Source organism: Phyllobacterium sp. 01N428, from assembly GCF_056399405.1.
Genome location: NZ_JBFTRH010000001.1, coordinates 926,230 through 947,409 on the forward strand (window position 1 = coordinate 926,230; position 21,180 = coordinate 947,409).

Here is a 21,180-nt window from a genome sequence, read left to right on the forward strand (position 1 = left end):
AATGGCTGTATTTACAGGCTTGGCGACCGCTATTGGCGGCCTGCTGGGCGGCACCTTTCTGTCTGGTGGTCTTGGCGCCATCCTGCTCAAGGCAGCCGTTGGCATCGGCCTCAATCTCATTGCCAAGGCCATCGCCGGCAAGTCCGAAAAGCCTCAGTTCAGCATCAACGGCCAGTTGCAGTCAGGCGGCGACGTTGCCCGCTCGATCATTCTCGGCCACACGGTCACGGCCGGATCGCTCGTCTACGCCAACACATGGGGCGATGGCGGCAAGACGCCGAACGAGTATTTCACCCAGGTCATTGCCATTTCGGATATTCCGATCAACGGCATCATTCAGCTTTGGGTGAACGGCGAGCCCGTAACGATCTCGGGCACACTCGATCCGGACGACAAGGGTTTCCAGATCCCCGAATACCGCAAGGGCAGCGACAACCATCTGTGGATACGCTTCCACGATGGCACGCAGAGCGCAGCAGACAGCCTGCTTGTCAATCGGGTCTCGTCCTCGTCGCATCCATGGCAATCGAGCCGCATCGGCTATGGCGTTGCTTATGCGGTGGTTACGGCCGAGGTGGATCCGGAATTCTTTACCGGCTTCCCTCAGTTCAAGTTCGAGGTGCAGGGCGCGCGTCTCTACGATCCTTCGCGCGATAGTTCGGTCGGCGGTGTCGGGGCACAGCGCTGGGATAATCCGGCCACATGGGGCGGTGACGGCGACGATCTGCCAGCGGTGCAGATTTATAACCTTCTGCGCGGCTTCAACTACGGCTCGCAGTGGTTCTACGGCCTGCAGGGTGTGAGCGCTGCTCGACTGCCGCCTGCTGACTGGATCGCCCAGATCAACAAATGCCGGGCATTGATTGCCGGTCCGGTCGGCCCGGAGCCACAATATTACACTGGCGGCGAAATCCACGTCGGCGCGCAGATCGCCGATGCCATCGAGGCATTGCTGACTGGCTGTCAGGGCAAGCTTTCTGAAATCGGCGGTGTCTACAAAATCCATGTCGGCGAGCCGGATGCGGCGGTCTTTGCCTTTGCGGACTCTGACATTCTGTCGACCGAGGAGCAGGACTTCACGCCGTTCTTTGGCCTCGCCGACACGATTAACGGCGTAAACGCGACCTATCCCGAGCCGGCCGAGGGATGGAATAGCAAGACGGCGCCGGCAATCCACAACGCCGCATTTGAAGCGCTCGACGGCAATCGCCGGCTGATGGCCGATATCCAACTCGATATGGTGTATCGCTCGTCGCAGGTGCAGCGCCTGATGAAATCGGCATTGGCCGAGGCGCGGCGGGCGCGGCGCCACACGCTGGTGCTTGGCCCTGCAGCCTGGGTGCTGGAGCCCGGCGACGTGATCGCCTGGAATTCCGAGCGCAACGGCTACATCGGCAAGCTGTTTCGCGTCGATGGTGTGTCCGATCGCGCCAACCTCGATGTGATGCTCGATATCACTGAGGTCGATCCATCCGACTACGATTGGGATCAGGGGCACGATTACACGCCGCCGGTCTTTGGTCCGGTCGGCCCGGTTCGGCCGCAACCGCAGCCGATCGTCGATTGGTTCGCAGAGCCTGATGAGGTCGACGACAATGCCGGGCATGCGCGCCGACCGGCCATCCGTTTATCATGGGACGGTGACCAAGCCGACGTTATCGGCGTCGAGTTCGAGGTGCGCAACGCCACGACCCTTGAAACCCAGTACCAAAGCAGAATGGATCAGCCGAGCGTCGGCTTCATCAAGATCAGTCACGGCTTGCTGCCCAACAATACCTATGGTGTTCGCGGGCGCTACATTCCTGGCACGCCCAGGACAACGCTTTGGTCGGGCTGGCTCAACGTCACCACGCCAAACATTCTGCTGGGAGCCGACGACATCTACCTGCCGGGCATGGTGGATGAGGTGTTGCAGAATTTGCAACAGCACCTCGAATGGATCGCCGAGAGCACCAACTATGCCCGCGACGAACTTGACCGCCTCAATCTGCTCGCGGCCGAAACCGGCGCTCGATCGGCCAGCGAAAGCAAGGAACTGCGCGAATCGATCGGGAATGTCACCGCTTCATATAAGGAAGATATCCTAGTTGTAGTCGCGGCGACGAAAGCAGCGGTGATTCGCGTCGAAGACCTCGAGGCGGTGATCAACGATCCGGTGACCGGCCTTGCGGCGACGGCCAGCGCCGTCGATACCCTCTCAGTCACGGTCAACGATCCCGGAACAGGCCTTGTCGCAACAGCCAACCGTGTCACGGCCCTGACGGCAACCGTCGGGAATTTCTCGGCGTCGGGCCTGTTCCGGACAACGGTCGAGGCAACTCAAGCGGGCGCACTTGCCACAATTGGCTTGAGCGTTGCGGCGACAGGGCCGGGAGCAACCTCGCAAGCTGCCTTGTTCCTCAGTGCGTTGACGGGCGGTCTCAGCGAAATCGGCATGGTTGCCGACCGCATCTACATGGTGAACGGCGCCAACAAGCGGCGACCGTTCGTCTTTACCGGAGGTGTGCTCTACCTTGATGATGTGCGGGTAACGTCACTATCCGCTCTTTCAGCAACGCTCGGTGCCGTCGACATAAGCTCGGCCATTATCGGCTCGCTGATTGTCGGCACCTCAAACCTCGGCATTGACTCAGTTACATCAACCGGTTCTGCCGGGCCTGCTGCGCCTCCCTTCAGCCTCACGGCCGACATGCCAAGCGCCAACAGGTCGCTGCTCCAATTCAAGTACAGCGTGAGCGTGAGTAATCCCGGATCGTCAGGGGTGACACGGTTGGCGACGTTCTCTGTCGTCAACAACACCACTGGAGCCACGGTTTACTCCAAGAGCTTCAGTGTCAATTCCGGCAATTCGCTCAACATCGATGAGACCGAATTCTTCTTCGGCCAGAACGCGGCTGGCGTGAACTCATTCACCGCCACGTTCCAACTTTCTGGTTCGATGAACACGACAGGCCTCACCGGATCGCTGATCGCGCTCTGGTGGAAGCGATAATATAAAGGGAAATTCATGTCAGACCGTATTCAGATCGCGCCCATGGCTGCGCTCAATGAACAGTTGGCGCTTGTGGAATTTTACAAGAACCGGACGCTTGTGCTTGCCAACCAGGTGCACGAGCTGACGGCTGCTCTTGAACAGGCGCAGGCCACGATCCAGCAGTTGCGGCCAGCGGAAGCCGCCGATGCTGAAAGCGGCGCGGCCGGAAAGGCGCACTGATGGCTATCCGTCCCGACTATACGGCCGGTACCGTCTCGATCGCGGCCAACGGCACAGTGCTAACTGGCGTCGGCACCATTTGGGCCGCCGCCGGGCTCAAGCCAGGCGCGACCTTCAAGACCAAGAACCTCGACGCGATCATTGCGTCCGTCGATAGCAACACTCAAGTCACGCTGACGGAGCCATGGACGGGCGGCGCGCTCGCGGGCGCAACCTACGCCATCCGTTACCAGCCCGACGGCTCCAGCCTGACGGCCAAGCTCCAAGAACTGATCGAAATGCTCGGCAACGGCAATCTGCAGGCGCTCGCTGCACTGGCCGGCGCGTTCGATATGATCCCGATTTTTACCGGACCGGGCGCGCTGACCCTCATTGCCAAGAATGATCTGATTGAGGGCGTACAAACCGACGCTAAGGTTGCAAACCTGGCGGGCAGAGCCGCTTACGATGCATCGCCCACCGGCTTTTCGGTGCTGGTCAACGATGTTGGCGACGGACGCGCTGCAATCTTTTTCAAGCTTACGTCGGCGTCGGGCGATTGGTCGACGCCGGCCTACCTCACCGGCCCGAACGGCACGTTCCAGTCGAAAGGCAGCTATAGCGGCGCCACAACCTATCAGATCGGCGATGTCGTCCTGCAGAACGGATCGTCGTGGATTGCGCGTGTCATCACAACGGGAAACCCGCCGCCGACGTTGCCGACTACCTCGAACACGCAATGGTTCCTGCTGGCCGCTGCTGGCAATGGCTTTACGTTCCGCGGGGCTTATTCAGGCGCAACGCCTTACGTCAAGGATGATGTGGTCGTTGATCAAGGGTCGTCGTGGATTGCGCTTCAAGCCACCACCGGCAATGCGCCCCCTGCGCTCCCCACGACGAGCAACGCCAACTGGCAATTGATTGCGCAGGGCGCTGGCACGTTCAAGGGAGCATATTCCGGCGTAACCGCCTACCAGGCGGGCGATGTTGTTTTCGACCAGAATTCATCGTGGGTGGCGAAGATCGCGACGACGGGCAATCCGCCGCCGACGCTTCCGGCCACGTCGAATACGCAGTGGCAAGCGGTTGCCGTCAAAGGTACCGGCGATACAAATGGACCGGCGTCCTCGATCCAGTACAACCCTGCCAAGTTCGCAGACCCGTCGGGTAAGGTGCTGAAGGATGCGGGCTACAACTTCGCTTCGATAAGCGGTGGTTGGCGCAACAAAATCCGCAACGGTTTCTTTGACCTTTGGGAAGTTGGTGTCTCGACAACAGCGGTCGGGTTCTTTGCTGACAATGCATGGAATAACGATCATGGGTTGGGTTCAAAGACTGTAAGTCGACAAGCGTTTCCTATCGGTCAAACCGACGTGCCGGGAAACCCTAAGTTTTTTTCTCGTAATATACGAGTAACAGGCAACGCGGCCGGTTCGTATGGTATGAAACGTCAGGCAATAGAAAACGTTTTTACGTGTTCCGGTAAGAAAGTAACTGTAAAATTCTATGCAAAAGCTGATGCACCTAAAGTTATGGCTTTTCAGTTGTCGCAATATTTCGGTACGGGTGGTTCACCTTCCGCACTGTTAAGTGTTGATTTGCGAGCAATCAATCTCATAACAGCATGGCAAAAATTCGCGTTCACTGTGAACGTTCCAAGCGTCAGCGGTAAAATTCTCGGCACGAACGGCAACGACGCTTTGTTACTCGATTTTTGGTTTGACGCCGGGTCGAGCTATACCGGTGTTACCGGGATCGTTGGTTTGCAGTCCGGTACATTTGACATTTCTTCGGTTGAATTGGTCGAGGGTGACGCCACCGACGAAGACGGACCGTTTGAAATCCGCACCCTTGGTATCGAAGCGCTCATCAATCAGCGTTACACGCACTGGATGGATAGTTCGGAAAATGCATTCAAAAACTTCGGTATGGGTGTATTTCTATCCACTACAAACGCGGTGTATCAAATTTCCCATCCTGTGAAATTGCGTGCACCCCCTACATTTTTCAGCGGCGGAGCGGCTTCGTTTGCTGGTGGCACTCTCACACAGGACGTTCCGGGTCGGGATATGTCGCGTTTGAATATGTCTGGCGGTTTACTTTCAGGACTGTCCGGTGGTGCCGCAGCACTTCAGGCGAACAACACGACCGGTACATTCCTATACTTCCTTTCGGAGATTATATAATGGGCGTCGAACTTGCACGGTATACCGAAACCCGTCAGATTTTCGCGATCATTGATGGAATGGAATGTTCCTTCCCTGACGATGTGACCGAACAGCAAGTGCGGGATCCAGAAACCGAAGAGCTGACAGGCGAAACGATTCGAGTTAGCGCCAATCGCCAGCGGCAAATGGTGCTCGATTGGGAAGCGGAGGGCAACGCCATCGTGCCCTACGTGGCGTCGGTGGTCATTCCAGATCGCGTGTCACGCCGGCAATTCCGCTTGCAGCTCATTGATGCCGGTCTACTTTCAACGGTCGAAGGGTGGATCGCGGCACAGGACGAGCGCACGCAGGCTGCCTATGCCGACAGTGGCACATTTCTGCGCAGCGATGAAATGTTGCAATCGGGATTTGCGGCGCTCGGGTTTACAACCGAGCAGGTGGATGAGTTTTTCACTGAAGCGGCTGCGCTTTGACGAATGGCCCAACCTGCCTGTTACGCGGTACATGGGCAGGTCGGGCCGGCTGATGTTGGCCTATCAACCAATGGAAGCCTGCGCTGCCATGGTTAAAATATCGTGAAAGTTGCCGGCGTTGCCAATAGGTCAAAAGCGGTATCAGCGGCACTAATAGAAACGGGCTCTGAGCGAAACGGGGGGCCAAAGCTCAGAGCCCGATTTACGCTGGCTCTCTGCCGGGTTGCAACGGGGAGAACAAGCTGGTGCTGACGGAAAACTCAGCACGGGGGGAACGCGATTTTCGCAGAATCGTTCCCGGGTCGCCAAACGCCGTCAATCATCTTGGGAAGAGAAGGGGTCGGGCGAAACCGCCTGCAGAGCCATAACGCCCGACCAGGAGGCCGCTACGGGCGTCGTTGGGGCCGCCCTGACGGCGATACGAGTTAAGCTCGTCGCTGTCTCGGACGGCAACGTTTGATTGCAGAATTCACGAAATTGTTACGGATGCAGCCTGATGCCGAGACGTGTGGTGTTGCTTGGCTAAGCCCCGCCGTTGTTTCGGTCCCCGTGTCCTAGTCGCCACCGGCTGGCTGTTCTGCGCAACCATGGCGCATCAGCCCGATCTAACGCGCCCATCGCGCCACTGAATCACCCCACCAATCAAGGAAACTGAAATGCCCTCCTTTGGATCAAAATCCAAAGCGGCCCTGGCTAAGTGCCATCCGCTTTTGCAAGATATAGCCAATGAAGCGATCAAGGAAATCGACTTCATGGTGCTTGATGCCACGCGCGGCCGGGTCGAGCAGGAGCGGGCCTTTGCCGGCGGCAAGAGCAAGGCCCGGTTCGGACAGTCGGCCCACAACTATGTTCCGGCCATCGCCTTCGATTTGTTCCCGGCTCCCTACGACTGGAACAATAAACAAGCGTTCATCGATCTTTACCGGGTGATGATGCGGATCGCCAAGGCAAAGAATATCCCGTTGCGCAGCGGTCTCGACTGGAACGGTGACGGCAACTTCGCCGACGGATGGGACGCTCCGCATTACGAACTGAACCCTTGGCGCGATTGGGCCAAGAAGTCGAAGCTGTACGAGGGTTGATCATGATCGATCCTGACGCATGGCGTGTTCGGCGCAGCCTGGTCATCGGCACCATTCTTTGGTGCGGTGGCATTGTCACATTCATCACGCTTGCCGGCGGAGAGAGTTCGCTTCGCGAGACCGTCGCCGTCGGTGCGCTCACGCTCGCCGGCAGCACGCTCGGCTCCTATGTCTTCGGCGCAATTTGGGATGATCAGAACAAGCGGCGCTTCGGCGCAGGCGGACGCCGGGTTGAAACGCGCGTCGAGGAGGTCACTCCAGCGGCACCGGTCAATCCCGTGGCTCCGATCGCGGAGGAGGGGCCATGACAATCCTCGAAACAATTAAGGCTGCCCTCTATGCGCTCGCCGGGGGAGCAGTAACCGCGGCGTTCTATTCGCTCGTCATCATTCCCATCGAACGAAATGACGCCCGGCGCGGCTATGTGGCCGAGGCCCGAGCAACTGCTGCCGAAGCCAAGGCCGACAAGATCGAGCGCGAGCGCAAGGCCGATCAGATCGTTATCGACGCCTACCAGGTCCAATTGAAGAACGCGCGTGCCGCCGAGGCGGAGAAGGTCGAACAGCATGAAACGGAGATTGCGGATTATGAGGCGAAACTTAAGGCCGCTGGCCGTTCCTGTCTTGTTGACGATGCTGATCGCGACTGGTTGCTCAAGCCTTAACAAGCAGCTGCACGAGGCAGCGACGACGCAAGGTGAAGCCCAAGCCGATCGCAATCTCCCGGTGTGGCCGGATGATTGCCGCAATATCGAACCTCATGCGCCGGTGGTTGTCGGCGGAGAAGCCCTCTCGGGCTGGAAGAGAGAACGGCATGCACTCGACAGGGCAAATGCGCGGGTAGGGCGCTGTGCGGGGTTCTATGACGGTTTGGCGGGAAAGCCGCGATGATGGGCGAGCTCAATCTGAATGACATCTATAAGTCCATCGGCATCCTGACCGCAGAGGTTCAAGGCCTGCGCCGCGATATGGAAGCTTCAGAGCGACGCGCTGCGCTTGAAAACCGCGAAGCCGACGAAAAGCGTGCCATCGTTCATCGCCGGATCGATGAAATGGTCAGCGAGGTCGGCGACATCAAAACCGATATCGCCGCGATCACCGAACAGGTAAAGGACAGCAAGGTTGTGACCGACGAGGTTCGTAAATGGAAATTGATGGGCCTCGGCGCGCTTGGCGTCGTTGGCATCGGGGGCACCGCTCTCGGCGTCAGCATCGCCAATTCGTTTGAGTGGGTGTCGAGGTTATTCCATAGATAACGCGCGTGCGGGAGGTGCCGTCTGTGCGATCGAAAGATGGTTGCAGAAGTCGTAGCGCCAGCCTGCACGCGGAACCTCCTTGGTAGGATGCCGTTTGTAACGTTGCAATGATTCCGATGCAGTTGGATGCTTATTCTTCATTTACGATCGCTGAGCTGCACCGGGGCTTTCCTTTACCCGAAGTACCATCGAAGGCCCATTACGACGGCGACGCCCAAGAGAAGACCCAAGCCAAGCATTATGTTGGTTCGGTCTTTTGGGGGCTCTAATTTGCCATTTTGATCCAGGCGATGTTGCATCAGTCCTTGCGCACGATCTGGCCATCGCTCATTTCGAACACGCCATTCTGCCCGCCCTGACCGTCGAACGATGAGACAAGCTCGCTCCATGTGCCGAGGAGCGCGTCGCAACGGCTGCAGCGGATCAGCGTGAAACTATCGACGTCATGCGGGATGCGAAGGTAAATGGTGCCGCAATTCGGGCACGTCAATTCATGATCCAGGTATTTGGGATTACTGCTCATAGCGCCCCTCCCGACGGGCGACGATCGCCGAGGCCAGCCGTTCCACGCTGGCGGCCGCATATGCCAAGGCGGCCTCGTCACGCAGTCCGCGATCAAAGAACAGTATGACGCGCCGGGCGAGGCGGTCCGCATTTTCGTGTGAAGAAGGACTGCGTCCGAGTGCTTCAGAGGCGGCAAGATGTGCTGCCTGCATCAGGCGCCATTCGTCAGCGGTATAATAGAGTTTTCGCATTCTGTGGGGTATGAGACGGACTCCACTTTGCCGGGTTAGGCGGGAGCACATCGCATCTCTCTAGCACCAGCGGCCATTACATGCCTGGCGACGCCAATAGTCTACGCTCAATTCGGGCATTGGCGAGTCATTTGTAGGTGCGGTTGGGGCAGTGCAAAGGCAATTGAGGCATTATAGGGTGAGGCCCGACACCAGGTTGTACGCCGTAGTGCCGAGCCTCTTTTTCGGTGATGTCACTCCCCGAATAGATGAAACAAGGCAGGTAGGGAGTTGTTCCGGGAAGCTGATATGAAAAGGGCGATGAACCACATGCCAGAAGCCCACCGCCCAGAATAAGCCCGGGCCTCGGGTGGCCATGAGCACGGACTTTACTGACGTGGATGGACGCCAGCCTACAGAAACCATGTAAAAGGGATGGGGTTCCCAGTCCAAAAGCGGACAATAATGTTGGCTACTAAACTGGAAAGCCCGTCATTGAACATTCAATGGCGGGCTCCCGGGGGTTGCAAGCATATTGGGCGAACTCGCAGTTTCATTTTATACCTGCGGAGGCAATGGGCCAAGCTGATTCCGAGCGCGGCGTCTCTCGCGCTCTTTGGCAAGTATCCGCTCGCGATTTTTGGCAAACCACGCGTTTTGCTGCTCCCGATATTTCTCCGGATTTGCATCCCGCCACTGTTTTGCTCGCTCGGCTTCCTTGGCTTTCTTTTCGGGGGAAGCTGGGTTCTTGGCACGCCAGCTCCTCATCTTTTCGGCATTTTTCGCTTTGCGTAGGTCTTGTTCGATGACGCTGCTGCTCATGTCTTTCTCATCCGTCAAAGGACTTTTTTTTACTATTATCAAGAGCTTATCGCTACCGCTAGTTGCAGATCATTTTCTAGGCGTGGGTACGTTAAAACACGGTTCCACCTGTCGCTCTGGCCCTTCGATTGTGTGGGCATTGTCGTCGAAATACCGCCCCAACAATGCCATCGGATCGCGCTTGAGCGCGTGGCAAAGCGCAATCAACGTCGAAACGCTTATGCGGTTTGCGCCCCGCTCGTACTTTTGAATTTGCGTAGCCGAAACGCCGATGGCGCCGCCGAGGCGCTGTTGGCTCATACCGCCGGCTAATCGCAGAGCTTTTAACTTCTGTCCAAGTTCTTGGTCGATGAGGTCGTGATGCATGCTTAGTCGTCTGCCGATTTGCGCTGTAAGCGCTGCCTTTATTGTCACTTGAATATTACGCCAGTTTCTTTCCAGCATCCATGCTGGAACCGCTCTCACGATATCCTCGCGCCATTTGTGCGTACTTCGGCAGCTTGGGTTTTTCAGGAATGATGGTCCCGCGCCGCTCATCCTTTCAGCACTCTTCGCATTCCGCAGGCCTTTATCCATCAGGGATCTCGGTCATGAATAGAATCTGCGGCAAGCGGCCGTTACGGCATGTTCGTGCGGGTCGGCTGCGGAAAATGCGAAAGGTAGCGACTTTCACGTCAACCGACGGGGCCCTGGGAGGCTGTCGGTAAGGCTATCGCGCTCTTCAAACCGCAGGAAGGTGCAAACTCCTTCGCGGCATGCGGATATGATCCCTGATAAAGTGGACGTGCTCTAGCTGCTGCTTCACACGCACGTATGTTGAATCTTCGACGACTGTTTCCAACCGGGAATTTACCAAGTAGTTGACGGCAAGGATGGGAACTTGTGGGCTCGATCAGCAGCCGACCAAGTTGCCTGTCGAGCCCCGGCTGACGATAGCATGTCAGTGAATCTGGAGCTGCGTTTAGGAAATAATGTTCCCACTAACGAAGGAGACTTGGCGTCATTGCGTCTTGGAAGAATACCCGCATCCAAATCGCTTTTGCCGAGCTCCTCCGGATCTGTGTACGGTTCGCCATTTTCGGTGAGGTAGGAGCAGGTGCGGAAACCGCGATTGCGATAGTCTGCTCGATGGGGGCATTTCATTTCTTCTCGATGGGTACGGAGCCGCACCGACATCCTCCCTCGATCTCGTCCAGTACCATGGGATTTTCCAATTTTGGTTTACCGACCTCCTAACGTCGCGCGCACAAGTTCCACCACGGCGGTGGAACCATCAGGGTGTTAGGCGGTTATGCGGTAAATTTCACTTTTACCCTTCGAGAACCCGAAGCCGCGGCGCTAGACCGCAGGAGCGCCGTCATTAATGATCTAGTAGCGGTTCCCGTTATGGAGGTGACGATGCTAATGGAGGCCGTGGAAGCTGATGACGCAGACCACAAGGATAATGGTTAAGGAAACCATTGAGATTGGAAGCCCTTGTTTTGGCTGGTTCGCACCCATATTCATGGCTGCTGCCGCCCTCCGCATGCTGGTTAAAAATGCTTCTCTAGTGGGATGGCGACCGTGGCGAGCGGATTAAGATTTGGCCCCATCGATGCAGTGACAGTTCACCTTTGTGTCGACATGCAGGGCATTTTCCGAGGTCACAGTCCATGGGCCATGCCATGGTTCGACCGGGTCTTACCGCACATTGAAGCCTTGGTAGGCAAAGACCCCACGCGGACAGTGTTCACCCGGTTTGTTCCTCCGCGCAATGTACAAGATGCAGGTGGAACTTGGCTGCGCTATTATCAACGCTGGAATAACATGACCCTTGATAAACTTGGCGCCGGCCAGGTTGATATCGTTCCTGAGCTTGCGCGGCATGTTCCGCCCGCGCGGACCTTTGACAAGGTTGTGTATTCGCCTTGGCAATCCGGCGAACTGTTTTTGCACCTCAATCGCGGAGCGGTCCGCACCCTTATCGTAAGTGGCGGCGAAACAGATGTCTGTGTCCTCGCTTCGGTGCTTGGCGCAATTGATCTAGGCTTTCGAGTGATTGTGGCGAGCGACGCGGTTTGCAGTTCGTCGGATGCGGCTCATGACGCCATGCAGTTGTTTTACAGTCAACGCCTCTCGCAGCAAGTTGAGACCGCAGAAACGGAGGAAATCCTGGATTGTTGGAGTGGTTGTCCTCAGTCCCCGGTTTGATCGTTTGGCAACAGGCTATGATTCAGGCGAGCCGTGCGTGAGGTTGCGAGGATACCGATTTTCTCGCCTGGATGTTGATCGAAGTTGGCCATTCCGTACTTCTACAGGAGCCTCGCTCCAGGCTTCCCGCCGCCCAGATCAGATGGCGTTGCCAGATAATCGACGAATGCATGTATTACCTGTTGCTCAGCGACTTTGCGCTTGGCTACGACCCCATTCATTGCACTCGTGCGAAAGGGCGAATGCCCGAGCTGGAAATTGAAATACCAGTCTCCGTGCCGAGGCCCACCATAAATCCGATAGACCCGTCCCACGGCCATGCCACATGCGACTGCTATAAAGTCGTCGGGTCTACCGCGCTCGTCCGAATGCACCGCTTTCCATCTGATATTGACCACTGCGTCGATCAGTTTCATAGAAAATATGCAATGCCGGCCGCGATGGCCACACCAGCGAAAAACAACGCGCCGTACATCAAGGATGTTCGAAAATCAGGAGCGGGTCGCTTCGCGTTATATTCGTCATAGGCTTTTGGCATGGCGATAAGTCCTCCTTTAGCACGAGCCAAGTTCCCCAGGGTTTCGAGCGAGCTCTCGCTCTGGGTGATTAGCGACAACGAAACATAGATTTTATTGTTCCGTGCTGAAGCGGACGAGTGTCGCGCGCTGGCATGTAGCCGCCGGCCCGCTCGAATGAGGGCGGTTTACGCTGCGAGCTTCTCATCCGCATCTGCTTTTCTTGCGGCGGCTTCGCATTGATCCCGAAATCGGTAGACTTCGTCTTCCGTCAAATGTTCAATCCCGATGAACGAATTGAGAGCATCGCTCGTCCGCAAAATTTCATCGAGTTTTGCTTGAATGGCGGCACCGTCGCGGTTCTGGGTGTTTTGAATCAGAAACACCATGAGAAAGGTGATGATGGTGGTGCTGGTATTGATGATGAGCTGCCAAGTTTCAGAGAAGTCAAAAAAAGGCCCGCTGATTGCCCAGACCAAGACTAGAAACAGACACGTAATAAAAGTAAGGGGTCGGCCGGACACATGCGCCACTAAAGTGGCGGCCTTGTTGAACCATTTATCCAAGATGCAAGCTCCATTCAATTGAAAGCCCTGTAGCAACGACCTTCTGAGGAATTTGGTCCCGGTGGAACCTTATGGGCTTGTGCACCTTAAGGGACTGCAACTTGCGGTAATTAACAAAGAGGAGATTTCGCCGTGGCTGACAAGACCCTGGAAACGCTGTTTCATGAAACGCTGAAAGACATCTACTACGCTGAACGAAAAATTCTGAAGGCTTTGCCAAAAATGGCGAAGGCCGCATCTTCTCCCGAGCTCAGAGCTGCGTTCGAAAAACATCGCGAAGAAACCGAAGGCCAAGTGGAACGGTTGCAGGGGGTATTTGAAGCTCTTGGCAAACGCCCGCAGGGTAAAACCTGCGAGGCCATTGAAGGCATTATCGCCGAAGGCGAAGAGATAATGGAAGAATTCAAGGGTCAACCAGCCCTTGATGCAGGCTTGGCTTCGGCCGCCCAGGCCGTTGAACACTACGAAATTGCCCGCTACGGGACTTTGGCGAGATGGGCGGAAGAGCTGGGGCTGGCCGATGCCCAAGCGCTCCTGGTGGCAACGCTCGAAGAAGAAGAAGCCACCGATCAGGCCCTGACGGCCCTTGCCGAAAGCAGCCTCAACGCTGCCGCCAGAGCAGCATAGTTAGAAATTGCGATCTTGACTGCACCTAACAGTCAGATCGCAGCGGAGCGAAATCCATCGCACCGATTGGGAGAAGGACATGGACCACGCTGCGCCGGAAAACTTTCCGACCTCCAAAAAGGAAATGCTCGCTGCTATTCCGGCGTTGCGCCGATTTTCCCGTACTTTTCACAAATCACAGCCGGCCGCCGACGATCTGGTTCAGGAGACATTGGTGCGCGCCTGGCATGCGCTCGATCGATACCAGCCCGGAACCAGCATGAACGCATGGCTTTTCACCATCATGCGCAACGTCTTCATTACCGATTATAGAATACGCGCCCGGGAGACGACGGGATTTACGACAGATATTGCCGAGTATCAAGGCGCACAAGCTGCGCCGCAGGAGTGGAAACTCCGAGCCCGCGACGTGCAAACGGCCCTCCATAGCCTTCCAACAGAACAGCGCATAGCCATCGTTCTATGCTGCGTCCTCGGTCACAGTTATCAAGAAGTGGCGGATATATGCGCCTGTGAAATCGGGACCATCAAAAGCCGGATCAGTCGGGGTAAACTGACTCTTTTGGCATTACTCGGCGAGGAGAGCCGGCTATCAGTCCTCGAAACCGATTATCGTTCTTCGACTGCAGCAGCCATCAATGCCTTTGCCTAGCATGCCCGGAAAGAAAATGGGCTCGGAAAAGACGGGGGCGCAACTCCGAGGCGTTGCCGACGCGCGATGGCGGAACTATCATTTCTGGCCTCAGTTAGCTTTGATCAAAGGAGGAAGTGAGCATGGTTTTAAATTCATCAAAGCACGGCGTTAAGGGCCCGGATCAATCGCCATCCAAGGACTTTGATGCCAACGGCGAAAGCAACAGCGACCCGGAGGCTAAAAGGGTTTCTGATGTTTTCACGACCAAAGACGCCTGATCTTGTCACAATCAGGAACTTCGCGACCTCGGGCTGAAAATGGCATACTCCCCATGCCAGGGAAAATTGCTCTCGTAATCATTTTCTGCGCGGGCGCCGCGATCACTACCGCGTGGTATGTAACTGCAGCCCGGCCGCCGTTCTCAGAAGGCGATTGGCAGTTCAAGGGCAGCGGAGACGTCGCGCGCGGGCAGCTAATTTTCGCGGCCGGCGATTGCGCTTCCTGCCACGCAACACCGGGGCAATCCGATCGGCTGAAACTCGGCGGCGGCGTGGCGCTTGCCTCGCCATTCGGGACCTTTCGGCCGCCCAATATTTCTCCGGATACGGTGGACGGCATCGGTAGATGGACGGTGGTTGATATGGCGAACGCGCTCGTCGGGGGGGTGTCGCCGCAGCATGAGCACTATTATCCCGCTTTTCCCTACACGAGCTTCACTGGCATGACGATCGCCGACATCAAGGATCTCTATGCCTATCTCATGACCCTCCCTAAAGTCTCAGGACGCGTGCCGCCGCATGACCCGTCGATCCTGTTTCGCATCCGCCGATTCGTCGGGTTTTGGAAGCTCCTGTTTTTTCGCGAGGGCCAGTCAGTTGCACCACTGAGCGGCGACCCGGTCTACGATCGGGGCGCTTATCTTGTTGAGAGCATCTCTCACTGCGCCGAATGCCACTCGAGCCGGAATGTGTTGGGCGCCATCAAATCCGACACCCGGTTCGCCGGGGGTGTCGATCCCCAGGGTACGGGATTCGTGCCGAACATCACGCAGCTGGGCCTTGCTGAGTGGAACGAGCAAGACATTGCAACGATGCTAAAAACTGGCACTACGCCTGACCATGGCCGTGTCGGGTCATCAATGGCCGATGTCGTAACCAACACTGCCATGTTGGCTGAGAGCGACCGCCAGGCGATCGCACATTATATCAAAGCACTTGCGCCAATACCGACTGCACATCCCTGATCTCAATGGCTGTAGAGATAGGCAGCGAGGTCCCTGGCTTCCTGCTCTGAAATGCCAGTGTTTGGCATCGCCGTCTGCGGCGAAAAGCTCTGCGGCGAAACGATCCATGCAACGAGGTTGTCGGGGCGGTTTTGGAGCACGCCAGCGACATAGATTTGCTTAGATAACCCCGCTAACGGGGCGCCGGTCTGGCCGTCGGCACCGGGTATTCCCGGTATCCTGTGGCAACCTGTACAGCCATAGCGACGAAAAAGTGCAGGGGCGCGCGCTGGGTCGCCACCGGTCAGCGCGACAGCGGCGGCCGCCTTTGTCTCGTGATCACGCACCATATTGGTTATGATGAGCGCGGCCATCCCAGCGATGACGGCGGCGGCTACCCCGGCGGCCTGGTGAAAGGCCGGAGCGAGAGCCTCAGGCATTTTGCGCTCCTTTCTCGCTTGAGCGGTGAATCCAGAGTGCCAGCATCGTCATTGCCGCGGCTGCATAGATGGTGCCGGCCGGCACCCACATGATCATGCCTGCCAATTGCTGATCCTCCAGAGGAGTCAGCCCCCAAGCAGACGCGGTTTGTGTCTGAGCGATATAGAGAACGCGCGGCGCCAGTGCCATCAAGGCCCCGAGAATGCTGGTATGAATCATCGTCAGAAAAAGGTGCCAGGTCGCCGCGCCGTGATTGCTTTTCCAGACGACTGCCCACCAGAAGAGAATTGCTGTTGCGAAAAAGCTGAGGTGCTGGAGGCGATGCATAGCAGTATTGGTCACGGCTGCATCGAACAGCAAGGGGTAATGCCAACCCCATATGGCGACGCCGTGAATTACGGTCGCGTTGATCGGTCCCGTGCACCAGGCCCACGACCGCCGGATGAGAGGAGATTGCATGGCAGCGCCCAAGTCGCGACGCGCCGGCCTCGGCAATCCCCATAGAAGGAACCCGACCGGCCTCGCAAGCACGATCAACGGTGCCGAGACGGCCATGAGGATCTCATGCTCGATCATATGAAAGGTAAAAAGGTGCTCTCCAAGCCAGTGGAGCGGAGTGATGAGAGCACCCGCCAAAGTCAGGATTCCGCCGCAGAAGAACAGGTCCTGCCAGTGCATCGGAAAGGAGCGGTGTGCCCGGCGAGAAAGCCTGATGCGTCCTGTGACATAGAGGAGACTGATCACGATAATCGGCCACACGATCCACGGATCGAACGTCCAGCCCAAGGTTGCCTCATGAGCATCATCACCATGCGCCATTGCCGGCGCCGCTATTATCAGAAAGATCATGGCGCTGATCACCGTTGACATGGATCCAGCAGCATTGAAGCCGCTCCCTGGAGTATCAGCGCAAACAGGAATGTTGATGCGATCAGAAATCCCGAATCGACGATAAATCGCTCCGTCCTGCCGATGGGCTTAGGAGACAGACGAGATACAGCCACCCCCGCAATCGAAACGAACAAGAGTGCTGCACAAAAGGCGGGCGTCCAAGCCACCTGTTGTCGGCAATCGATATAGGGGGTGATCTGCCCCAGCTGCATTCCGACGGTCCAGGCCAGCGGTGGGACGGCAAGTCCGCCATGTCGCATTAAAGTTTTGGTCATAGGCGTGGTATCCAATAAAGGCAGATATATATTGGCAGCCAAGTCGCCACCACGAAGTTCCAGTACATCGCATTGTCGCTGACATCCCCGTAGCGCCGCGGATTGTCGCCATGCCTGGTAAACATCAGGCACGTCAGCACCAGCGTGTCGACCAGGTCGGTCAGAATATGCGTCGTATGAAGCCCAAGCATCACCCAGACGATCGAACCATAGGCATTTTGGTCCCACGAGATATGCATTGCTGGAAATTCGAGGACACGCAGAAACAGCGGCGCAACTCCCAGCAGGGACATAATGATCAGGCCGATGCGAACCTTCGCCAAATTCTGCTGACGTGCCCAGCGGGCAATCAGCAAGTTGGGAACCAGGCTGACTATGAGCAATGCCGTCAGACCTGATCCCGGCAGCAAATCAGGTGGCGGGGCATCCAACGGCCAGTGCGGTGCCAGGCTCATGAGGTAGAGGTAGACGACGATCGAAAGCGCGAAGCCGGTGCCCTCGATCAGCATGAAGGCGAGCGTTCCCCACCAGGTCAGGCTTGCGGTGCCAAGCCCGTGCGGGGGAAGCTTCGACAGATCAAGCACGACGGATCGTTTCATGCGTCGTCCTCCGGAGTGCCTTTCGGCCAGAACCAGCCGATCAGGGCAATCGACACAGGGATCGATCCCCACACCACTGCCCACGGCGTGAAGATCGACCAGATCAGCAAAACCGCGGTTGCGAGCGCCGACCAGAGCGGCCAGATCGAATTTCCAGGTGATGACTCGCGCGCCTCCGGAAGCGCTTCGACGATGCTGCTGACGATCACTTCGCGGCGGTCGACAGACAGGCCAGCGGCAACCGAAAGCGTTTCGGAATTATTGGACAACGGTTCAAGGCTGCCGACCACCGGCAGTCGCGCGAAATTATACGGCAGTGGCGGTGACGATGTCGCCCATTCGAGTGTCGACGCGCCCCAGGGATTATCCGGCGCGGCCGGCCCTGAGGCCGCGCTGCGAATGGCGTCGATAAAAAACAGCAGGAAACCGGCCGCTAAGATGACGGCGCTCAGGCTGACGAACATGTTGAGTCCCGACCACGGCATTTCTGGCTGATAAGTATAGATGCGGCGGGGCATGCCCTGCAGCCCGAGGATATGCATCGGAAAGAAAGTCAGATTGAAGCCGGTAAAGATCAGGCCGAATGTCCAGCGACCGAGCGTCTCGCTCATCATCCGGCCGGTAATTTTCGGAAACCAGTAATAGATCGCCCCGAGAAGCGGAAAGACCGCGCCGCCCACCAGCACGTAATGGAAGTGAGCAACCACGAAATAGGTGTCGTGAACCTGCGTGTCGAACGGCACGGACGCCACCATCACGCCTGTCATCCCGCCGATGACGAATATCACCATGAAGCCGATGACGAACAGGAATGGCGTCTTGAACACCGGTCTGCCGGCCCACATCGTTGCCAACCAGCAGAATATCTGCAGACCAGCGGGAATCGCGATTGCCATGCTCGACGCGGTGAAAAAGCTTTCGCCCAAGCGGGGAAGACCGGCGACGAACATATGATGCACCCAGAGCCCGAACGCCAAGACCCCTGTCGTAACCAAGGCCATCACCATGGCAAGATAGCCGAAGACAGGGCGTCGGGTGAAGGTCGCAACAATCGTAGAGACCATACCGACGGCCGGCAGGAAGATGATGTAGACCTCCGGATGGCCGAAGAACCAGAACAGGTGCTGCCACAGCAATACGTCGCCCCCTTCGGCCGGATTGAAGAAGTGCGTGCCGACCAGTCGGTCGAGGATCAGGGCCGTGCTTGCGATCATGATTGCCGGCATTGCCAGGATGATCAGAAACGATGTGACCAGCATCGACCAGACAAACAACGGGATCCGGTCAAGGGACATGCCCGGCGCCCGTTGTTTAAGCACGGTAACAACGATCTCGACGGCGACGGCGAGCGCGGAGACTTCTGTAAAGGTGATCATCTGCGCCCAGATGTCGGCGCGCTTTCCCGCGGCATATTGCGGCCCCGACAGTGGCACGTAGGCAAACCAGCCGACGTCCGGCCCGGTATCAACCGCAAAGGCGATCCACAACAGCAGTCCGCCGGCGAGATACATCCAGTAGGAAAACGCGTTAAGTCGCGGGAACGCGATGTTGCGGGTGCCAACCATCAGCGGCACGAGGTAGACGGCCATCGCCTCCATCACGGGCACGGCAAACAGGAACATCATGTTCGTGCCGTGCATGGTGAAGATCTGGTTGTAACGATCGGGGCCAATGAACCGGGCTTCGGGCTCGGACAGTTGCAGCCGCATCGCCAGCGCCAGGATCCCGCCGAGCGCCAGAAATATGAAGGCCGTATAGATGTAGCGACGTCCAATGATTTTATGGTCGACGGTCGAAAGTGCACCCCATAACCCCGTACGCGTCGACCAGGTCTCTGAAAGACGGCGGTCGAGTTGCACCTCGTCCAGTGCCGTATCGCGCAGATCCTCGACTTCATCCCTGACGATCATTTGAGGCTCTCCATATAGGCGGAGATATCCCGCAGCTCGACGCTGGTGAGGGGAACCATCGGCATGTTGTTGCCGGGCTTGAGTGTCTGCGGATCGGCAATCCACGCCGCAAGCGATCCGCGTGTGGTTTCGAGAAGTCCGGCCGCGATCGTCTGACGGCTTCCGATATGGGTCAGATCGGGGCCGGTAGTCCCCGCGGCAGACGTTCCGCGAACCGTGTGGCAGGCAGCGCACGGCTTTGACAGGAAGGCAGCCTTTCCGGCGGCAGCGTCCGCGTAGGTCGGCATCACGCTGTTTTCGCGTTGTGCCGCAATCCACCGCTGATAGTCCGCAGGCTCATCGGCGATGACCATCATTGCCATATGGGTATGCTGAAGTCCGCAAAATTCGGCGCATTGACCGCGATAGGTGCCGGGGCGTTCCGCCCTTAGGAGCAGACTGTTGCTGCGCCCCGGGACGAGGTCCTGTTTGCCGGCAAGGCTCGGCACCCAGAACGAATGCACGACATCGGCGCTTTCGAGCTGGATCTGAACATCCTGACCGACCGGGATATGGATTTCGTTGGCGGTCTGGAAGCTGAACGCCGGATTGGCGTCGGCGTAGATAACCTGCCACCACCATTGCTGCCCTCTGACGGTGATCGTCAGTGCGGTGTTTCCCGGCAGGCCGATGCTGCGGGTGGTGTAAAAGCTCGCGATCGTCAGAGCTGCGATGATGACAACCGTTGCTGCGACGGCACTGGACACGATGGTCGTCAAGGGCCGGTCACGGGGCCGGCCGCTGTCGCTGGACCGTTTTCGCAAGAGTGCCCAGCCGAGCACGATCATAACCAGCAGCCACACGACAGCGCAAACGACGGTTATGCCGATGATCAGATGCTCGACATGGATGGCGGGAGCGCCCTGGGAATTCAGTGCCGACTGGTTGCCGCTGCCGCCCGCGGCGGTAGCGCTGATCGACAGCAGAAGAGCGAGCGCGGTTCTCAAGGGGAGGGCCCCTGGTCCGGGTGGACGCCGACCGGTCCTTCATCGAATAGGATTCTTGCTGGCGCCCGGTTCTCAGCCGGTCGCGTCTGACGGTCGTCCTTGCGACCCGTCGCCCCTACCTTGGCCGAATAGGCGCCGATGGTCTGGACATAGCCGGCCAGTTGCCAGATCTGCTCGATCGTCATCCGGTCACGAAAGGCCGGCATGCCGTGCGGGCGACCGTCGCGGATTGACGCGACAATGGACACCATCTCAGGGCCGTAAAGCCACCAGCCATCGAGGAAGGAAGGACCTACGTTGCCACGTCCGTCTCTGTGACACGACGGACATCCAAACCAGTCATAGAGGCGCTGGCCCTGGCTAAGATTATAAGCATCGCTTTCGTAGAGTTTCCCTTCAGCAAAATAGCTTTCAGGCGGCGCTCCGCTGATGCCATTGGGCATCAGCCGAAACCGGTCAAGATCGGCCGCAATAGGTGGATCGGTGCGGAGTGCCCGCGGCTGCCGAGCCCAGCCAAGAAACGCGCCCGCTACAACGAGCAGAACAAAGGTTGCCAGAAGCGGCCATTTTGCATCGTTTATCCCTTCGAACATCATG

At 57.6% G+C, this 21,180-nt stretch carries 25 protein-coding genes; 13 read left to right on the plus strand and 12 right to left on the minus strand.

Translation table 11 applies throughout. From position 1 onward, the window contains the following. The first annotated feature begins 1 nt into the window (after nucleotide 1). The 8 genes from AC1DNI_RS04485 (at nucleotide 2) to AC1DNI_RS04520 (ending at nucleotide 8,171) form a co-directional block, all read left to right on the plus strand. Nucleotides 2-2,992, plus strand: coding sequence for a phage tail protein (locus AC1DNI_RS04485; RefSeq protein WP_477690980.1), 2,991 nt, complete (start codon nucleotides 2-4; stop codon nucleotides 2,990-2,992). A gap of 15 nt (nucleotides 2,993-3,007) precedes the next feature. Further along, nucleotides 3,008-3,214 carry a hypothetical protein gene (locus AC1DNI_RS04490; RefSeq protein WP_477690981.1) on the plus strand — a complete coding sequence of 69 codons (207 nt, stop codon included), beginning with the start codon at nucleotides 3,008-3,010 and terminating at the stop codon, nucleotides 3,212-3,214. After that, the gene (locus AC1DNI_RS04495; RefSeq protein WP_477690982.1) at nucleotides 3,214-5,379 is read left to right on the plus strand and encodes a hypothetical protein; all 2,166 of its coding nucleotides are present in this window, start codon (nucleotides 3,214-3,216) and stop codon (nucleotides 5,377-5,379) included. Before AC1DNI_RS04490 ends, AC1DNI_RS04495 begins: the two co-directional genes overlap by 1 nt. Further along, nucleotides 5,379-5,834 carry a hypothetical protein gene (locus AC1DNI_RS04500; RefSeq protein ID WP_477690983.1) on the plus strand — a complete coding sequence of 152 codons (456 nt, stop codon included), beginning with the start codon at nucleotides 5,379-5,381 and terminating at the stop codon, nucleotides 5,832-5,834. Before AC1DNI_RS04495 ends, AC1DNI_RS04500 begins: the two co-directional genes overlap by 1 nt. 656 nt (nucleotides 5,835-6,490) lie before the next feature. Continuing rightward, on the plus strand, nucleotides 6,491-6,916 hold the full coding sequence (locus AC1DNI_RS04505) for a M15 family metallopeptidase domain-containing protein (protein ID WP_477690984.1): 426 nt from the start codon (nucleotides 6,491-6,493) through the stop codon (nucleotides 6,914-6,916). A gap of 2 nt (nucleotides 6,917-6,918) precedes the next feature. Beyond that, a complete protein-coding gene (locus tag AC1DNI_RS04510) occupies nucleotides 6,919-7,224 on the plus strand; it encodes a hypothetical protein (RefSeq protein WP_477690985.1) in 306 nt (101 codons plus the stop codon). Beyond that, nucleotides 7,221-7,580, plus strand: a complete 360-nt coding sequence (locus AC1DNI_RS04515) for a hypothetical protein (RefSeq protein ID WP_477690986.1) — start codon at nucleotides 7,221-7,223, stop codon at nucleotides 7,578-7,580. The genes AC1DNI_RS04510 and AC1DNI_RS04515 overlap by 4 nt, the downstream gene beginning before the upstream one ends. A 222-nt stretch (nucleotides 7,581-7,802) precedes the next feature. Then, nucleotides 7,803-8,171 carry a DUF1515 family protein gene (locus tag AC1DNI_RS04520; protein WP_477690987.1) on the plus strand — a complete coding sequence of 123 codons (369 nt, stop codon included), beginning with the start codon at nucleotides 7,803-7,805 and terminating at the stop codon, nucleotides 8,169-8,171. Between the two features lie 298 nt (nucleotides 8,172-8,469). Here the strand turns inward: AC1DNI_RS04520 and AC1DNI_RS04525 are convergent, their stop codons facing one another. From AC1DNI_RS04525 to AC1DNI_RS04540, 4 genes are all read right to left on the minus strand, one after another. Further along, nucleotides 8,470-8,694: a hypothetical protein gene (locus AC1DNI_RS04525; RefSeq protein WP_174207999.1), complete on the minus strand. Its 225-nt coding sequence runs from the start codon at nucleotides 8,692-8,694 to the stop codon at nucleotides 8,470-8,472. Next, a complete protein-coding gene (locus AC1DNI_RS04530) occupies nucleotides 8,684-8,926 on the minus strand; it encodes a hypothetical protein (protein ID WP_174207998.1) in 243 nt (80 codons plus the stop codon). The genes AC1DNI_RS04525 and AC1DNI_RS04530 overlap by 11 nt, the downstream gene beginning before the upstream one ends. 537 nt (nucleotides 8,927-9,463) lie before the next feature. After that, nucleotides 9,464-9,727 carry a hypothetical protein gene (locus AC1DNI_RS04535; RefSeq protein WP_477690988.1) on the minus strand — a complete coding sequence of 88 codons (264 nt, stop codon included), beginning with the start codon at nucleotides 9,725-9,727 and terminating at the stop codon, nucleotides 9,464-9,466. 69 nt (nucleotides 9,728-9,796) lie between these two features. Next, complete coding sequence (locus AC1DNI_RS04540; protein ID WP_246272624.1) at nucleotides 9,797-10,303, minus strand: helix-turn-helix domain-containing protein; 507 nt, start codon at nucleotides 10,301-10,303, stop codon at nucleotides 9,797-9,799. A gap of 978 nt (nucleotides 10,304-11,281) precedes the next feature. Here AC1DNI_RS04540 and AC1DNI_RS04545 point away from each other — a divergent pair. Then, nucleotides 11,282-11,917, plus strand: a complete 636-nt coding sequence (locus tag AC1DNI_RS04545) for a cysteine hydrolase family protein (RefSeq protein ID WP_174207996.1) — start codon at nucleotides 11,282-11,284, stop codon at nucleotides 11,915-11,917. A 412-nt stretch (nucleotides 11,918-12,329) separates the two neighbouring features. Here the strand turns inward: AC1DNI_RS04545 and AC1DNI_RS04550 are convergent, their stop codons facing one another. Beyond that, entirely contained in the window at nucleotides 12,330-12,455 is a 126-nt protein-coding gene (locus tag AC1DNI_RS04550; RefSeq protein ID WP_281358731.1) for a hypothetical protein, read from the minus strand. A gap of 165 nt (nucleotides 12,456-12,620) precedes the next feature. After that, complete coding sequence (locus AC1DNI_RS04555) at nucleotides 12,621-13,001, minus strand: low affinity iron permease family protein (RefSeq protein WP_477691479.1); 381 nt, start codon at nucleotides 12,999-13,001, stop codon at nucleotides 12,621-12,623. A 129-nt stretch (nucleotides 13,002-13,130) separates the two neighbouring features. Between AC1DNI_RS04555 and AC1DNI_RS04560 the strand changes: the two genes are divergently transcribed. From AC1DNI_RS04560 to AC1DNI_RS04575, 4 genes are all read left to right on the plus strand, one after another. After that, a complete protein-coding gene (locus AC1DNI_RS04560) occupies nucleotides 13,131-13,625 on the plus strand; it encodes a DUF892 family protein (protein ID WP_174207994.1) in 495 nt (164 codons plus the stop codon). A 79-nt stretch (nucleotides 13,626-13,704) separates the two neighbouring features. Continuing rightward, a complete protein-coding gene (locus AC1DNI_RS04565) occupies nucleotides 13,705-14,277 on the plus strand; it encodes a sigma-70 family RNA polymerase sigma factor (protein ID WP_477690989.1) in 573 nt (190 codons plus the stop codon). A gap of 122 nt (nucleotides 14,278-14,399) precedes the next feature. Continuing rightward, nucleotides 14,400-14,537 (plus strand): hypothetical protein, encoded by a 138-nt coding sequence (locus AC1DNI_RS04570; RefSeq protein ID WP_174207992.1) that lies wholly within the window; start codon nucleotides 14,400-14,402, stop codon nucleotides 14,535-14,537. Nucleotides 14,538-14,590: 53 nt separating this feature from the next. After that, nucleotides 14,591-15,502 (plus strand): c-type cytochrome, encoded by a 912-nt coding sequence (locus AC1DNI_RS04575; protein ID WP_174207991.1) that lies wholly within the window; start codon nucleotides 14,591-14,593, stop codon nucleotides 15,500-15,502. Nucleotides 15,503-15,504: 2 nt separating this feature from the next. Here the strand turns inward: AC1DNI_RS04575 and AC1DNI_RS04580 are convergent, their stop codons facing one another. The 6 genes from AC1DNI_RS04580 to AC1DNI_RS04605 form a co-directional block, all read right to left on the minus strand. Then, nucleotides 15,505-15,921, minus strand: a complete 417-nt coding sequence (locus tag AC1DNI_RS04580) for a c-type cytochrome (RefSeq protein WP_477690990.1) — start codon at nucleotides 15,919-15,921, stop codon at nucleotides 15,505-15,507. Beyond that, nucleotides 15,914-16,771, minus strand: a complete 858-nt coding sequence (locus AC1DNI_RS04585; protein WP_477690991.1) for a cytochrome c oxidase assembly protein — start codon at nucleotides 16,769-16,771, stop codon at nucleotides 15,914-15,916. The genes AC1DNI_RS04580 and AC1DNI_RS04585 overlap by 8 nt, the downstream gene beginning before the upstream one ends. Nucleotides 16,772-17,084: 313 nt before the next feature. Continuing rightward, entirely contained in the window at nucleotides 17,085-17,687 is a 603-nt protein-coding gene (locus tag AC1DNI_RS04590; protein ID WP_477690992.1) for a cytochrome c oxidase subunit 3, read from the minus strand. Further along, on the minus strand, nucleotides 17,684-19,597 hold the full coding sequence (gene ctaD, locus AC1DNI_RS04595; protein ID WP_477690993.1) for a cytochrome c oxidase subunit I: 1,914 nt from the start codon (nucleotides 19,595-19,597) through the stop codon (nucleotides 17,684-17,686). The genes AC1DNI_RS04590 and ctaD overlap by 4 nt, the downstream gene beginning before the upstream one ends. After that, complete coding sequence (coxB, locus tag AC1DNI_RS04600; protein WP_477690994.1) at nucleotides 19,594-20,583, minus strand: cytochrome c oxidase subunit II; 990 nt, start codon at nucleotides 20,581-20,583, stop codon at nucleotides 19,594-19,596. Before coxB ends, ctaD begins: the two co-directional genes overlap by 4 nt. After that, nucleotides 20,580-21,176, minus strand: a complete 597-nt coding sequence (locus tag AC1DNI_RS04605; RefSeq protein WP_477690995.1) for a c-type cytochrome — start codon at nucleotides 21,174-21,176, stop codon at nucleotides 20,580-20,582. The genes coxB and AC1DNI_RS04605 overlap by 4 nt, the downstream gene beginning before the upstream one ends. Nucleotides 21,177-21,180 lie beyond the last annotated feature (4 nt).